The sequence below is a fragment of the Kribbella sp. CA-247076 genome, from assembly GCF_050942445.1.
Taxonomy (GTDB): Bacteria; Actinomycetota; Actinomycetes; order Propionibacteriales; family Kribbellaceae; genus Kribbella.
In genome coordinates, this window is sequence record NZ_CP192051.1 from 3,442,002 (window position 1) to 3,455,362 (window position 13,361).

Genomic DNA, 13,361 nt, shown 5'->3' on the forward strand with positions numbered 1-13,361 from the left:
GATGCTTAACGTCGTTAAGTAACTCGGAACCATCGGCGTCGTACCCCTGCGGCGTCGTTCCCGGGAAGGTGGAAGTTATGCCTGCTCATGTTCCGAACGCCGGTCTGACCCGGCGGGATCTGCTCAAGCGGACCGGCGGCCTGGCCGCGCTGGCGGCGTTCACCGCCGCGTGCGGCGGCAACACCGGCCGGCCCTCCGGCGGCGGTGGCGACGGCGGCGGCGCCAAGGCCACCCTGTCGCAGTGGTACCACCAGTACGGCGAGGCCGGCACCAAGGAAGCGGCTCTGAAGTACGCCAAGGCGTACACCGACGCGAACGTCGCCGTGCAGTGGACCCCGGGTGACTACGGCAGCAAGCTGTCGTCCGGCCTGCTGTCCAACAAGGGACCGGACGTCTTCGAGAGCCAGCTGAACATCGGCATGGTCAAGGGCAACCAGGTGGTGGCCCTGGACGACATCATGGCCGACGTGAAAGACGACTTCCAGCCGGGCGACCTGGCCACGAACACCGTCGACGGCAAGATCTACGGCATCCGGATGATCGTCGACCCACAGGTGATCTACTACCGCAAGAGCCTGCTGGACAAGGCCGGCATCAAGCCGCCGGAGACGATCGACGACCTGATCGCCGCGGCCAAGGAACTCACCACGGACAAGGTCAAGGGCATGTTCGTCGGCAACGACGGCGGCCTCGCGATGGGCGGGCCGGCGCTCTGGTCGTCCGGCGGCCAGTACCTGACCGACGACAACAAGCCGGGCTTCACCAACGACCGCGCGGCCCAGGCGTTCGGCAAGCTGCACGAGCTGTACGCGAGCAAGAGCATCCTGCTCGGCGCGCCGACCGACTGGACCGACCCGGGAGCGATCAACCAGGGCCTGTGCGCGATGCAGTGGATCGGCATGTGGGCGGTGCCCGGGATGCAGAAGGTGCTCGGCGACGACCTCGGCGTGATCCCGTTCCCGAAGCTGGACGCGCAGGGCCAGCAGGCGGTGTACTCCGGCGGCTGGACGCAGTTCGTGTCCTCCAAGAGCGCGAACGTCGACGCGGCGAAGAAGTTCGTCAAGTGGCTGTGGATCGACCAGGCGGAGTTCCAGGAGGACTGGTCGCTGAACTACGGCTTCCACATCCCGCCGCGCAAGAGCCTCGCCGCCAAGGCGGGCAAGCTGCAGAGCGGCGTCGCGGCCGAGACGGTCAAGCTGACCGCGGACTTCGGCCACACCGACAACCCGGCCTGGACCCCGAAGATGGGCACGGCCTTCGGTGACATGCTCACCAACATCATCCGGAAGGGGGCCGACCCCGCCGCGGAGATCAGCAAGGCCGAGAAGACCGTCAACACCGAGCTCCAGCGGCTGTTCGGATGACCAGCACCGCTCCCACGAAGCCGGCTGCCCCCGCCGCGTCTGGTGAGCGGCGGGGTGCCCGGCGGAAGCAGGGGATCGCGGGCAACACCCGGTGGTTCTGGATCTTCGTCGGGCCGTTCGTCATCGGTCTGCTGGTCTTCTCGTACCTGCCGATCGTCTGGAGCCTGGTCCTCAGCTTCTTCGAGGCCTACAACACGGTCACGCCGTCGAAGTTCGTCGGGTTGCAGAACTACGTCGACATGCTGACCGACCAGGCCTTCCTGTCCAGCCTGGGCACGTTCACGATCTTCGCGGTGTTCATCGTGCCGCTGACGTTCGCGCTATCGCTCGCGCTCGCGCTGCTGGTCAACCAGGTGAAGATCGCCCGGGCGTTCTTCCGGTCGGTGTTCTTCCTGCCGACGGCCTGCTCGTACGTGGTCGCGTCGCTGATCTGGCGGCTGTCGATCTTCAACGGCGTCCGGTTCGGCCTGGCCAACACGGTGCTCGGCTGGTTCGGGATCGAGAACATCGCCTGGCTGTCCACGATCGACCCGCCGTGGTACTGGCTGCCGATCATCACCGTCCGGCTGTGGCTGCAGCTCGGGTTCTACATGATCCTGTTCATCGCCGGGCTCCAGCGGATCTCGCCGACGCTCTACGAGGCGGCGTACGTCGACGGGGCGAAACCCGGCTGGCAGGTGTTCCGCTACATCACGCTGCCACAGTTGCGCGCGACGTCGGTCGCCGTACTGATCCTGAACCTGATCGCGGCGTACCAGGCGTTCGACGAGTTCTACAACCTGATCGGCAACGCGAGCTTCGCGCGGCCGCCGCTGGTCTATCTGTACGGGATCTCGCTCGGTTCGATCCAGGACCTCGGGCACGGCTCGGCCGGCGCGCTCATCCTGGCGGTGATCATCATGATCGTCACGTTGCTGCAGAGCAGGATCTTCGGATTCGGGAAGGCGGGTGACTGATGGCCGTCTCCGAGCGTACGACGGGAACACCGCAACCGATCGGCTTCACCCGCAGCACGGCCGGCCGGATCGGCATGGTGCTGCGGTGGATCGCGCTGTTCGTCGCGGTGGTGCTGTTCCTGCTGCCGTTCTACCTGATCCTGCGCAACGCGCTGTCGACCGAGGCCGACATCACCGCGCCCGACTGGACGCTGTTCCCGAGCGACCTGCAGTGGGGGAACGTCAGCGAACTCTTCAACGACACCCAGGTGCCGATGGCGCGCTCGCTGTACAACTCGGCGGTGGTCGGGATCCTGGGTACGGCGGGACAGTTGCTGCTCGCATCGATGGCGGGCTACGGGCTGGCCCGGATCCCGTACCGTCACGCGGACAAGGTGTTCTACTCGATCGTCGCGACGCTGATGATCCCGGGAGCGGTGACCTTCATCCCGTCGTTCATCGTGGTCTCGTCGCTCGGATGGGTCAGCTCGTTGCGTGGTCTCATCATCCCCACCTTGTTCAGTGGGTTCGCGGCGTTCCTGTTCCGGCAGTACTTCCTCAACTTCCCGCGGGAGCTGGAGGAGGCGGCGCGGGTCGACGGTGCCGGGCACTTCGGGGTCTTCTGGCGGATCGTCGTACCGAACTCCCTGCCGTTCTTCGCGGCGCTGGCGGCGATCACGTTCATCGGCAACTGGAACTCGTTCCTGTGGCCGCTGGTGATCGGCCAGGACTCCAACTCGTGGACCGTCCAGGTGGCGATGTCGACGTTCGTCACCGCGCAGACCATCAACATCCACGAACTCTTCATGGCCGCGGCCGTCTCCATCCTCCCGCTGGTCCTGATCTTCCTCTTCCTCCAGCGCTACCTCATCCAAGGAGTAACCCAATCCGGCATCAAAGACTGACCACCCCACCTCCAACGGCAGCTGCCCCGTCGGCGCCGTTCAGGTAGTCGTGGTGGGGTGTGGATGACGCGGGACGACTGCGTGAGTGCTGGATCCAGGCTCGAGCGGCGGTGACAAAGCTCCGGCGGGGAGTCCACCAGGCTCCCCGCCGGCCCACCAACGGCGCGCACGGGAGGTCTGCGTCGGCGACTGTGGAAGCCGTTCGTGTGTCGGGGCCTTGAACAGTCTGTGGTGGGCTGGGACATGGAATTTCCTGTGCAAGGCCACTCCCAGGTGTTCACGGTCCCGGCGGGAGGCACGCTGGCAGGCAGGATCGGCGGTGGGTCAGGGTTGGGCGTTGACGAGGATGCTCCAGTCGGTGGGGTTGTGGGGGATGGAGATGTGTTCGTGGGTGATCTGCCAACGTCCGCCGATGTGGCGGAGGCAGACGGTTGAGTGGACCCAGACGGCCAGGTCGAGGCCGTTGCGGCGGGTGCCGCTGTCGAGGTGGAGCATGTGGACGAAGGCGACGTCGCCGTGGACGGCTACGGTCTGGTCCTTGGTCTCCAGGCCGATCGGGCCGTCGTACTCGTCGAACCAGCGGAGGAAGTTGCGGCGTACGGCGTCGTGCCCGATGAACTGCAGTGGATCGATGACGTCGAAGTACACGATGTCGTCGGAGTAGAGCGACATCAGCCGGTCGATGTCCTTGGCGCGGCACGCGTCGACCCGCTGGTCCAGGATCTCGCCGATCTCGGCCTCGAGCGCGGCCGAGGGCGTGGCTTTGCTTCTAGATGTCATGACAGTACGACGACGCAGCCCGCCCGCCTGTGAGGCCGCCTACACTGCTGGTGCTCCGAGACGGTCCGGCTGGCTGGAGGATGCGGTGACGTTTTCGATCGTGGCGTTCGATCGGGATTCCGGCTCGTGGGGGATCGCGGTCGCGTCGAAGTTCCTGGCGGTGGGGGCGGTCGTGCCGTGGGGGCGGGCCGGCGCCGGTGCGGTCGCCACGCAGGCGATGGCGAATCTCTCGTACGGGCCTGACGGCCTCGAACTGCTCGGTGACGGTGTGGGCGCTGACCAAGTGGTGGCGGAGCTGACCGGCGCGGATGAGGAACGCGAGCACCGGCAGGTCGGCGTGGTCGACGCGGATGGGCGCGGCGCCAGCTTCACGGGTTCGTTGTGCATGGACTGGGCAGGCGGTCAGGCCGGAGACGGCTTTGCGATCCAGGGCAACATCCTGGCCGGTCCACAGGTCGTGGCCGCGATGGCTGACGCGTGGCGCGAGCAGCCCGGTGAGCCGTTCGAGCGGCGGCTGGTGGCGGCGCTGTCGGCCGGCGACGAAGCAGGTGGTGACCGCCGCGGGCGGCAGAGCGCGGCGCTCCGCGTGTGGCGGGCGGGTGCGGCGTACGGCGGCGTACTCGACCTCGCGATCGATCTGCGGGTCGACGATCACCGGGCGCCGATCGAGGAGCTGAGCCGTCTGCTCGACCTGCACGAGTTGTACTTCGGTACGCCGGAGCCGGAGAGCCTGCTCCCGTTGGAAGGCGCGTTGGCCGCGGAGGTCGGCGCCAGTCTCGAAGCACTCGGTTACCAGGGCGGGGTGGCCGCTGCGCTCGACGCCTGGGCGAGTACGGAGAACTTCGAGGAGCGGCTCGTCCCCGGCAAGCTCGACCCGGTGGTCCTGGAACAGCTCCGCCGCCAGGCCGCCGACAAGGCGTCCTGAACCGGCAGCCGGTCGTCCTGAGCCTGCCCGAGACGGTCCGGGGAGCCGCCCGAGGGAGACTCCCCGAACAGGTCGTTTACTCCGCGAGCTGGTACGTCGGGGTCAGGATGGCCCGGGCGAGGGTGTGGAAGGCGAGGTTGAAGCCGACGACCGCCGGGGTGGCGTCCGCGTCGACGTCCAGGGCCTCCACGTCGATGGCGTGGACGACGAAGTAGTAGCGGTGACGCTGGTCGCCGGCGGGCGGGGCGGCGCCGGCGTAGTCCTTGGTGCCGAAGTCGTTGCGGACGTGGAAGGCGCCGTTGTCGAGGCGTGGGGTCGCGCCGGCGCCGGTGTCCAGCGAGGTGACGGTGGCGGGGAGGTTGACCAGGACCCAGTGCCAGAAGCCGGACACGATCGGGGCGTCCGGGTCGAAGCAGGTGACCACGAAGCCCTTGGTCTCCGCGGGGAACCCGGACCAGCTGAGCTGCGGCGAGGTGTTGCCGAGGGCGAAGGCGTGGTCGTCGGACAGCGCCTCACCGTCGGTGACGTCGGTGCTGGTGAGGGTGAAGGTGCCGGCCTTCGGGAGGAGTTCGTACGGGTCCGGTGCGACGGGCCGATCGAGGGACATCTGTGATCCTCCGGGATCTCGCGACGTGTGGTGATGCCGACATTACTGTCCACAGATCCAGCATCCGGCGTGGGGCGCGGGCCCGGGGATGCGAAGATCGGTCCAGACGACGAGTGGAGGACCTGCGGTGGAGGAGTTCCTGGCCCGGATCGGCCCGGCGGACGAGGCGGCCATGCGCGCCGCCGCCGAGCGGCAGCTCGGATTGACGAAACCGGCCGGTTCCCTCGGTGTGCTGGAGGACCTGTCGGTCCGCGTCGCCGGGATGACCGGCGCGTGCCCGCCGCCGGTTCCGGCGCCGGCCGTGGTCACCGTCTTCGCCGCCGACCACGGGGTGCACGCGCAGGGCGTGTCGCCGTGGCCGCAGGAGGTGACCGCCGCCATGCTGGCGAACTTCGCGGCCGGTGGCGCCGCGGTGAACGCGTTCGCCGCCAACAATCGCGTCGACGTCCGTGTGGTCGACGTCGGCGTCGCGAGCGACGTGGACGAGCTGGACGTCGTGCACGCCAAGGTCCGCGCGGGCACCCGCGACCTCTCGACCGAGCCTGCGCTCACCGCCGAGGAGACCAGGGCGGCGATCGCGGTCGGGTTCGATCTCGCCGACACGCTGGTGAAGGACGGCTACCGCTGCCTGCTGACCGGCGACATGGGCATCGCGAACACGACCGCCTCGGCCGCGCTGATCGCGACGTTCACCGGCGCGACCGCTGACGAGGTGACCGGCCGGGGGACGGGCATCGACGACGCCACGCTGGCCCACAAGATCAGCGTGATCACGGGTGCGCTCGCGCGGCACGACGTACCGGCGACGGAGCCGTTGAAGGCTCTGCAGGCGTACGGCGGCCTCGAGCACGCGGCCCTGGCCGGGTACATCCTGGGAGCCGCGGCCAACAAGGTGCCGGTCGTCCTCGACGGGGTGATCGCGGGCGCGGCCGCGCTGGTCGCGCAGGCGTTCGCGCCGGCCGCGATCGACTACTGCGTGGCCGGGCACCGTTCGGCCGAGCCGGGGCATGCGATCGCGCTGAAGACGCTCGGGCTGCAGCCACTGGTCGATCTGGACCTGCGGTTGGGGGAGGGGACGGGCGCCGTGCTCGCGTACCCGATCCTGACCTGCGCGGTCCGTGCGCTCGGCGAGATGGCGACTTTCGAGGCCGCCGGGATCAGCTCGTGACGAGTCAATATCTGTCCGGCCTGGTGCTCGAGGGCCGCCGGGTGGTCGTCGTCGGGGGCGGCGGCGTCGCCCAGCGGCGGTTGCCGCGGCTGCTCGAGTCCGGCGCGCGGATCGACCTGATCTCGCCGACGATCACCCCGACCATCGAGGGCTTGCTCAGCCACCCGACCCTCACCTGGGTCGAGCGGGGCTACCGGTACGGCGACCTCGACGGCGCCTGGTACGTCGTCGTGGCCACCGACGATCCCGTGGTGAACGACCAGGTGTCGCAGGAGGCCGAGGAGCGCCGGGTGTTCTGCGTCCGGTCCGACGATCGGTCCCGGGCGACGGCCTGGACACCGGCGTCGGGGCAGCACGACAACGTGACCATCGGCGTACTCGGTGGTGGGGACCACCGGCGGTCGGCGGCCGTCCGGGACGCGATCCTGGAGGAGTTGCGGACCGGCGCGCTGGCTGCGCGGGAGGTCGACAAGAGGCCAGGGGTGTATCTGGTCGGTGGAGGGCCGGGTGACCCGGATCTGATCACCGTGCGCGGGCGTCGGTTGCTCGCCGAGGCCGATGTGGTGGTGGCGGACCGGCTCGCGCCGCAGCCATTGCTGGACGAGTTGCACCCTGACGTGGAGCTGTTCGACGCGGCGAAGTTGCCGCGGGGGCGGGCCGCTCAGCAGGACGAGATCAACCGGATCCTGGTCGACCGCGGCCGTCAGGGGAAGGTCGTCGTCCGGCTGAAAGGCGGCGACCCGTACGTGTTCGGGCGGGGGTTCGAGGAGGCGTTGGCGTGCGCGGAGGCCGGCGTACCGTGGACGGTCGTGCCGGGGATCACCAGCTCGATCTCGGTGCCGGCGGTGTCCGGGATCCCGGTGACGCATCGCGGGGTGACGCATGAGTTCACGGTGGTGTCCGGGCACATTCCGCCGTCGCATCCGGATTCGTTGATCAACTGGGACGCGCTCGCGCAGCTGTCCGGGACGCTGGTGCTGCTGATGGCGGTCGAGAACCTGCCGGCCATCACCGAGCGGCTGATCGCCGGTGGTCGGCCCGCGTCCACGCCCGCCGCGGCCATTGCCGACGGCACCCTTCCGGGGCAGCGCATGGTGAGCTCGGACCTGGCCGGCATCGCTGCCGCGATGAAGCAGGCCGGCGTCGGTGCCCCGGCGATCGTTGTCATCGGCAACGTGGTGGAGGTGGCCGAGCAGGGCAAGGTCAGTGCTCGAGCAGCTGCTACCGCGGAGTCGAGGGCGGGCGCCGTGGAGCCGGGGGCGGGCGCGGCGGGGGCGGAGGCGCGGGCTGGGGGGCGGGGCGTGGGATGAGTCCGTTGGTGCGGGTGGAGGATCCGGCTGATGGGCGGTTGGCGGACTATGTGCGGTTGCGGGAGGTCAGTCTGCGGCGGTTGCTCGAGGAGGAGCACGGGCTGTTCATCGCCGAGGGCGACAAGGTGATCCGGCGGGCCGCGGATGCCGGGTACGAGCCGCGGTCGTTCCTGCTGGCGCCGCGCTGGCTGGAGTCGCTGGACGACGTGCTCGCGAAATGGCCCGACGCACCCGTGTACGTCGTCTCGGAGGAGCTGGCTGAGCAGGTCACCGGCTTCCACGTGCACCGCGGCGCGCTGGCGTCGTACAAGCGGCAGCCGAGCGTCCCGCTGACCGAGTTGCTCGAGCACGACGTACGGCGGATCGCGATCTTCGACGACATCGTCGACCACACCAACGTGGGCGCCGGCTTCCGCGCGGCCTCGGCGATGGGGGTCGACCTGGTCCTGGTGACGCCGACGTGTGCGGACCCGCTGTACCGGCGCTCGATCAAGGTGTCGATGGGGACCGTCTTCCAGGTGCCGTGGACGCGGCTGACGTCCTGGCCGGGCGAGCTCGACACGCTGCAGCAGCAAGGCTTCGTCGCGGCCGCGTTCGCGCTGACCGACGACTCGATCACGCTGGACGAGCTCACCGCCCGCCAGGACGAACGGCTCGCGCTGATCTTCGGCACCGAAGGGCACGGCCTGAAGCCGCACGTGCTCGACCGCGCCGACCTGACCGTCCGCATCCCGATGGCCGGCGGCGTCGACTCTCTCAACGTCGCGTCCTCGGCCGCGGTCGCCTTCTACGCAACGCGCCGGTAAACCGCTGGACGCGGGTGATGTAATGGGCGCATGCCGAAAGTAGTTCTCGTCACCGGGATGCAGGCCGCGGGGAAGTCGACGATCGCGCCGCTGCTGGCCAAGCGCCTGGGTCCGCCCGCAGCCACCCTCGACGGCGACGTCTTCTACCACGGCGTCGTCGCCGGTGGCGAAGACATGACACCCGATCCGTCGGCCGAGGCGGTGCGCCAGCTGCAGCTGCGGTACGACGCGTCCGCGCTGATCGCCCAGCACTACGCCGACGCCGGCTTCGATTTCGTCTGCAGTGACAACATCTTCGAGGACGACGTCGAGCGCTGGTTCGACCGCCTGCACGACGTCGAGCCGTATCTGGTGATGCTCACGCCGTCGGTCGAGTCGGTGGTCGAGCGCGAGCTGAAGCGCGGCGGCAACAACGCCTACCGCGACTGGCAAGGCTCGACCGACGGCTTGATCGACGCCGTCCGGGCCTTCCGGACGTACGTCGACAACACGCCACGTCGAGGCCTCTGGCTGGACACGACCGACCTGACCCCGGAGGAGTCGGTCGAGGCGATCCTGACCGACCTGGAGAAGGCTCGCTGGTAGTCAGATCCCGGCTCGCTCGGGATCGTCGTCGACGAAGCCGAGTCTGCGATTCATCGCGATCGCCGACGCGTTCGCCGGGTGGTGCATCGTCCGCAGGACCGGAAGTCCCGACCTGCGGGCGAAGTCGACCGCCAGCAGCTTGAGCGCCAGCGACAGGCCGCGGCCGCGGTAGTCGCGCAGCAGGCCGGTCATGTCGTTGAAAGCACAGCCGTCGCCGGGATGCAGCGAGACCATGCTCAGCCCCACCCAGTCAGGTCCGTCGAGGGCGAGCAGTACGCCGTCGGCCCGGAACGCGGGTACGTCGAGACGAGTGGCGACGTACTCGTCGTAGGTGAAGAACTCGCCGCGTTCCGGGATGTCGGCCGAGCAGGTCTTGTTCAGCTGGTAGAGCCGGTGCCGGTGCTCGGCCGTGTCGCCGAGAGCCGCGAGGCTGGTGAACGTGATGCCGTCGGTGCGGGCGCGCTCGGCGTACTCACGGTACGGCGCCGGGTCGAAGGTAGTCAGGTCGAGGCGGAGCCGAACCCACGCGGGCATCTCAGGTGGCCGGGGTTTCCTCGTGGTGGTCCTCGTGGTCGAGCATGGGGGAGACCGGCCAGTCGTCGGGATAGTCGGGAGCCAGCTCCTCGGCCTCGGCGAACAGGCGCTTGCGATACTTCCGCGACAGCCGGTCGCCGAACACCGTCCCCTGGGTGTGGTCGGTCTCGTGCTGCAGGCAACGCGCCAGCAGGCCGGTGCCCTCGAACGTGACCGGCTCGCCGTGCTGGTCGACCCCGGTGACCCGGGCGAAGTCGGGCCGGGCGCACTTGGTGAACGCACCCGGCAGCGACAGGCAGCCCTCGTCGCCCTCGTCGAGCCGGCGGTCCTTGCCCTCGGGGAGCTCGATCACCGGGTTGCAGACGACACCCTGGACCCGCTTGCCGTCTTTGTCCGGGCAGTCGAACACGAACACCTGCAGGTCCACGCCGACCTGGTTCGCCGCCAGGCCGACGCCTTCGGCGGCGTTCATGGTCGCGACCATGTCGGCGACCAGCGTCTGCAGGTCGTCGCCGAAGTCCGTCACGGGCTGGTTGAGCCGGTGCATGACGTCCTCGCCCCACCGGGTGATGGGCCGCACCGAACCGTTCGCAGGCAACGTAGACATGCCCGAAATCCTAACCGCCCCGCCGGACCGCCCAGCCGGGTGGCTGGCTCCACCGGGGCCGCCGGACCCGCCCACTACCTCGCGTTCACCTCGTCCCGCCAGGTGACCCACTCGCGCAGCAGGCCCAGGTCGTAGTCCGGCCCGGACGAGGAGATCGTGAACAGCCGGGTGCCGACGTCCAGCATCGACTTGCCCAGGTCCTCGGGCGACTTGTTGCCGACGCCCGCCGACCGCTCGATCTCACCGGGGTCGCGGCCGATCGTCCGGCAGTGCTCGTCCAGTACGGCGTGCTTGTGCGCGATCGTCTCCGCGTCGCCGAACCCGTGCCAGATGTTCGCGTGCTGCGCGACCAGGCGCAGCGTCTTCTTCTCGCCGCCGCCGCCGATCAGCACCGGGATGTCCCGGGTCGGCCGCGGGTTGAGCTTCGCCCAACGCCGCTCGATCCGCGGCAGCGCCTCGCCGAGCGCGTCAAGCCGGCCGCCCGCCGTACCGAACTCGTACCCGTACTCGTCGTAGTCCTTCTCGAACCAGCCGGACCCGATCCCGAAGATCAGCCGGCCGTCGCTGATGTGGTCGACCGTGCGCGCCATGTCGGCGAGCAGGTCCGGGTTGCGGTAGGAGTTGCAGGTGACCAGCGCGCCGAACTCGACCCGCTCGGTCGCCTCCGCCCAGGCGGCCAGCATGGTCCAGCACTCGAAGTGCAGGCCGTCCGGCTCACCCGACAGCGGGTAGAAGTGGTCCCAGTTGAACACCACGTCGACGCCGATCTCCTCGGCCGCGGCCACGGTCCGCCGGATGTCGGCGTACCGGGCGTGCTGAGGCTGGACCTGGAGGCCGATCCGCACCGGGAAGGCGGCGTACGGACGGTCGGTGGACTCGAAGTCTGTCATGGTGGAGATCCTATCCGGCGTTGCGGAGGGTCCTCCGGATCAGGCCGGTATGCGAACACCCTGGGGGTACGACGGAATGCCTGACAGCGCCGAGATCGACGAGTTCGCCCGGCTGTTCACCGGGTTCCTCGAGCGGATGCAGCAGCACCGGGCCGGTGGCGACCGGGAGAGTCTGCAGGACCGCTTGCGTGACCATCTCGGCGTGGACCCCGAGCAGGTCCCGGTGGTCGCGGCGAACTTCCCGTCGTACGACCTGCCGAACGTCCAGCTCGCGGTGGAGGCGTGGTTCGACTCCTACGAGCTGGTCGGGCTGGCCGGATCCAATCGCGGTCACCACTCGCTCGGTGAGCTGCTCGAGCTCGCGGCGTACGACCGGTTCGGCATCGGTGCGGTCGACTACCAGCGGCTGCCGATCGACGTCGACGAGGAGCTGGACTGCGTGGCGTTCGGGTTCTACTTCGGCGTCCGGGGCGAGGATCGGTACGTCGCCCTGCTGCGGGCGGCGAATCCGCAGTACGGACGGATGCGGGTCGACCTGGAGGTGCTGGCGACCGACCGGGCCGACGCCCTCCTGGACGCGTTACCGGCGCTGATCCGGGAGCACAACATCTTCCGCGGGAAGGTGGTGTCGTTCGAGGGGCACGAGTTCGGGCAGGGCGTGGGACCGTTCCGGCTGCATCCGCGGCCGGGCATCACGCGGGCGGACGTCGTGTTGCCGGACGGCGTGCTGGAGCGGGTCGAGCGTGAGGTGATCGGCGTCGCCGACCACCGGCAGACGCTGCTCGACGCCGGTCAGCATCTGCGGCGCGGCGTACTCCTCTACGGTCCGCCGGGCACCGGGAAGACGCACACGGTCCGGTACCTGCTGTCGCGGTTGCCCGCGTTCACCGTCGTACTGCTGGCGGGAACGAGCATCGGTTTCATCTCGCAGGCCTGTGCGCTCGCGCGGTTGCTGCAGCCGGCCCTGGTGGTGCTGGAGGACTGCGACCTCGTCGCCGAGGCGCGCGACTTCTCGCACGGCATGGAGAATCCGCTGCTGTTCCAGGTGCTCAACGAGATGGACGGGCTGGCGGAGGACGCCGACGTCGCGTTCCTGCTGACCACCAACCGGGCGGACCTCCTCGAGCCGGCGCTCATGCAGCGGCCGGGCCGCGTCGACCTCGCCGTCGAAGTACCTCTCCCGGACGCCGACGGCCGCGCCCGGCTCCTCGACCTCTACGGTCCGAACCTCGACCTGCGGCCGGCCGTGGTCGACGAGGTCGTCGCCCAGACGGAAGGTACGACGGCGTCGTTCATGAAGGAGCTGGTACGGCGTACCGTCCTGCTGGCCGCGGAGGCGGGCACCGCACCGGACGCCGGCCACCTGCGCACCGCCGTGGCCGAGCTGCTGTCCTCCCGCGACACGCTCACCCGCCGGCTTCTCGGCGCCACCAACGGAGACGTGCCCGACTACACACCCCCACCGCCCGCGCAGCCCGGCCTCTACCCGGGCTAGGCGTAGTACGCGGCCATCCGCTCGAGCATCGTCTCCACGCCGGCCTTGAGTGTGCTCTCGTGGTCGGCCGGCACGCCTCGGCTCTCGTACTCGAGGTGCGTGCGGCCGTCGACCTCTTCCAGCCGGACGGTGACAACCTCCGGATCGTCGACGTGCAGCACCACCGACCGGGGCAGGTCGATCTCGCCGAAGCGCACGCTGAAAGGAACTTCCGCGCCGTCGGGTCCGACGAAGACCGCCGAGATCAGACCGCCCGGACGGGCGTCGACCGTGACCCGGTCGGACGGCGTACGGAAGCCTTCCGCGACGAACCACGCCGCGAACGCCTCCGGCTCGGTGAACGCGCGGGCCACCTCCGACGGCGGCGCCTCGATGACCTGGGTGAGCGTGAACATGACCGGACCTCCTGCTGCGGAATCAAGCTGACTCCGGCACTGTGGCGCACACCGT

Annotated in this window: 15 protein-coding genes; 9 read left to right on the forward strand and 6 right to left on the reverse strand. The window is 69.4% G+C overall.

Features of this window, described 5'->3' with window-relative positions; genetic code table 11:
- Positions 1–77: 77 nt before the first annotated feature.
- From ACQPYZ_RS16255 to ACQPYZ_RS16265, 3 genes are read left to right on the forward strand one after another with little or no spacing between them, the layout of a single operon-like run.
- Complete coding sequence (locus ACQPYZ_RS16255) at positions 78–1,364, forward strand: ABC transporter substrate-binding protein (RefSeq protein ID WP_433168997.1); 1,287 nt, start codon at positions 78–80, stop codon at positions 1,362–1,364.
- Positions 1,361–2,320, forward strand: coding sequence for a carbohydrate ABC transporter permease (locus ACQPYZ_RS16260; protein WP_433168999.1), 960 nt, complete (start codon positions 1,361–1,363; stop codon positions 2,318–2,320). The genes ACQPYZ_RS16255 and ACQPYZ_RS16260 overlap by 4 nt, the downstream gene beginning before the upstream one ends.
- Complete coding sequence (locus ACQPYZ_RS16265; protein WP_433169000.1) at positions 2,320–3,204, forward strand: carbohydrate ABC transporter permease; 885 nt, start codon at positions 2,320–2,322, stop codon at positions 3,202–3,204. The genes ACQPYZ_RS16260 and ACQPYZ_RS16265 overlap by 1 nt, the downstream gene beginning before the upstream one ends.
- 324 nt (positions 3,205–3,528) lie before the next feature.
- Here ACQPYZ_RS16265 and ACQPYZ_RS16270 read toward each other — a convergent pair whose 3' ends face one another.
- The gene (locus ACQPYZ_RS16270; protein ID WP_433169002.1) at positions 3,529–3,984 is read right to left on the reverse strand and encodes a YybH family protein; all 456 of its coding nucleotides are present in this window, start codon (positions 3,982–3,984) and stop codon (positions 3,529–3,531) included.
- An 85-nt stretch (positions 3,985–4,069) separates the two neighbouring features.
- Between ACQPYZ_RS16270 and ACQPYZ_RS16275 the strand changes: the two genes are divergently transcribed.
- Complete coding sequence (locus ACQPYZ_RS16275; protein ID WP_433169004.1) at positions 4,070–4,909, forward strand: DUF1028 domain-containing protein; 840 nt, start codon at positions 4,070–4,072, stop codon at positions 4,907–4,909.
- Between the two features lie 76 nt (positions 4,910–4,985).
- On the opposite strand, the gene ACQPYZ_RS16280 is transcribed toward ACQPYZ_RS16275, so the two are convergent.
- The gene (locus ACQPYZ_RS16280) at positions 4,986–5,516 is read right to left on the reverse strand and encodes a YbhB/YbcL family Raf kinase inhibitor-like protein (RefSeq protein ID WP_433169006.1); all 531 of its coding nucleotides are present in this window, start codon (positions 5,514–5,516) and stop codon (positions 4,986–4,988) included.
- 127 nt (positions 5,517–5,643) lie between these two features.
- On the opposite strand from ACQPYZ_RS16280, the gene cobT reads away from it, so the two are divergent.
- Genes cobT through ACQPYZ_RS16300 form a run of 4 tightly spaced genes read left to right on the forward strand, consistent with a single transcriptional unit; the run spans position 5,644 to position 9,385 of the window.
- A complete protein-coding gene (gene cobT / locus ACQPYZ_RS16285) occupies positions 5,644–6,684 on the forward strand; it encodes a nicotinate-nucleotide--dimethylbenzimidazole phosphoribosyltransferase (protein ID WP_433169008.1) in 1,041 nt (346 codons plus the stop codon).
- Complete coding sequence (gene cobA / locus ACQPYZ_RS16290; RefSeq protein ID WP_433169010.1) at positions 6,681–7,994, forward strand: uroporphyrinogen-III C-methyltransferase; 1,314 nt, start codon at positions 6,681–6,683, stop codon at positions 7,992–7,994. The genes cobT and cobA overlap by 4 nt, the downstream gene beginning before the upstream one ends.
- Complete coding sequence (locus tag ACQPYZ_RS16295; protein ID WP_433169011.1) at positions 7,991–8,800, forward strand: TrmH family RNA methyltransferase; 810 nt, start codon at positions 7,991–7,993, stop codon at positions 8,798–8,800. The genes cobA and ACQPYZ_RS16295 overlap by 4 nt, the downstream gene beginning before the upstream one ends.
- A 30-nt stretch (positions 8,801–8,830) precedes the next feature.
- A complete protein-coding gene (locus ACQPYZ_RS16300; protein WP_433169013.1) occupies positions 8,831–9,385 on the forward strand; it encodes a phosphotransferase-like protein in 555 nt (184 codons plus the stop codon).
- Here ACQPYZ_RS16300 and ACQPYZ_RS16305 read toward each other — a convergent pair whose 3' ends face one another.
- The 3 genes from ACQPYZ_RS16305 to ACQPYZ_RS16315 form a co-directional block, all read right to left on the reverse strand.
- On the reverse strand, positions 9,386–9,919 hold the full coding sequence (locus ACQPYZ_RS16305) for a GNAT family N-acetyltransferase (protein WP_433169015.1): 534 nt from the start codon (positions 9,917–9,919) through the stop codon (positions 9,386–9,388).
- 1 nt (position 9,920) lies between these two features.
- Positions 9,921–10,526: a peptide deformylase gene (def, locus tag ACQPYZ_RS16310; protein ID WP_433169017.1), complete on the reverse strand. Its 606-nt coding sequence runs from the start codon at positions 10,524–10,526 to the stop codon at positions 9,921–9,923.
- Between the two features lie 74 nt (positions 10,527–10,600).
- Positions 10,601–11,416, reverse strand: coding sequence for an LLM class F420-dependent oxidoreductase (locus ACQPYZ_RS16315; protein WP_433169019.1), 816 nt, complete (start codon positions 11,414–11,416; stop codon positions 10,601–10,603).
- Between the two features lie 49 nt (positions 11,417–11,465).
- Between ACQPYZ_RS16315 and ACQPYZ_RS16320 the strand changes: the two genes are divergently transcribed.
- Positions 11,466–12,911: an AAA family ATPase gene (locus tag ACQPYZ_RS16320; protein ID WP_433169021.1), complete on the forward strand. Its 1,446-nt coding sequence runs from the start codon at positions 11,466–11,468 to the stop codon at positions 12,909–12,911.
- Here ACQPYZ_RS16320 and ACQPYZ_RS16325 read toward each other — a convergent pair.
- The gene (locus ACQPYZ_RS16325) at positions 12,908–13,306 is read right to left on the reverse strand and encodes an SRPBCC family protein (RefSeq protein ID WP_433169023.1); all 399 of its coding nucleotides are present in this window, start codon (positions 13,304–13,306) and stop codon (positions 12,908–12,910) included. The genes ACQPYZ_RS16320 and ACQPYZ_RS16325 overlap by 4 nt on opposite strands.
- Positions 13,307–13,361: the final 55 nt, after the last annotated feature.

Bases quoted from the DNA above. Each gene is read 5' to 3' on its own strand.
- ACQPYZ_RS16255 (WP_433168997.1), top strand. From the start codon at position 78: ATGCCTGCTCATGTTCCGAACGCCGGTCTGACCCGGCGGGATCTGCTC.
- ACQPYZ_RS16260 (WP_433168999.1), top strand. From the start codon at position 1,361: ATGACCAGCACCGCTCCCACGAAGCCGGCTGCCCCCGCCGCGTCTGGT.
- ACQPYZ_RS16265 (WP_433169000.1), top strand. From the start codon at position 2,320: ATGGCCGTCTCCGAGCGTACGACGGGAACACCGCAACCGATCGGCTTC.
- ACQPYZ_RS16270 (WP_433169002.1), bottom strand. From the start codon at position 3,984: ATGACATCTAGAAGCAAAGCCACGCCCTCGGCCGCGCTCGAGGCCGAG.
- ACQPYZ_RS16280 (WP_433169006.1), bottom strand. From the start codon at position 5,516: ATGTCCCTCGATCGGCCCGTCGCACCGGACCCGTACGAACTCCTCCCG.
- ACQPYZ_RS16295 (WP_433169011.1), top strand. From the start codon at position 7,991: ATGAGTCCGTTGGTGCGGGTGGAGGATCCGGCTGATGGGCGGTTGGCG.
- ACQPYZ_RS16300 (WP_433169013.1), top strand. From the start codon at position 8,831: ATGCCGAAAGTAGTTCTCGTCACCGGGATGCAGGCCGCGGGGAAGTCG.
- ACQPYZ_RS16305 (WP_433169015.1), bottom strand. From the start codon at position 9,919: ATGCCCGCGTGGGTTCGGCTCCGCCTCGACCTGACTACCTTCGACCCG.
- def (WP_433169017.1), bottom strand. From the start codon at position 10,526: ATGTCTACGTTGCCTGCGAACGGTTCGGTGCGGCCCATCACCCGGTGG.
- ACQPYZ_RS16315 (WP_433169019.1), bottom strand. From the start codon at position 11,416: ATGACAGACTTCGAGTCCACCGACCGTCCGTACGCCGCCTTCCCGGTG.
- ACQPYZ_RS16320 (WP_433169021.1), top strand. From the start codon at position 11,466: ATGCGAACACCCTGGGGGTACGACGGAATGCCTGACAGCGCCGAGATC.
- ACQPYZ_RS16325 (WP_433169023.1), bottom strand. From the start codon at position 13,306: ATGTTCACGCTCACCCAGGTCATCGAGGCGCCGCCGTCGGAGGTGGCC.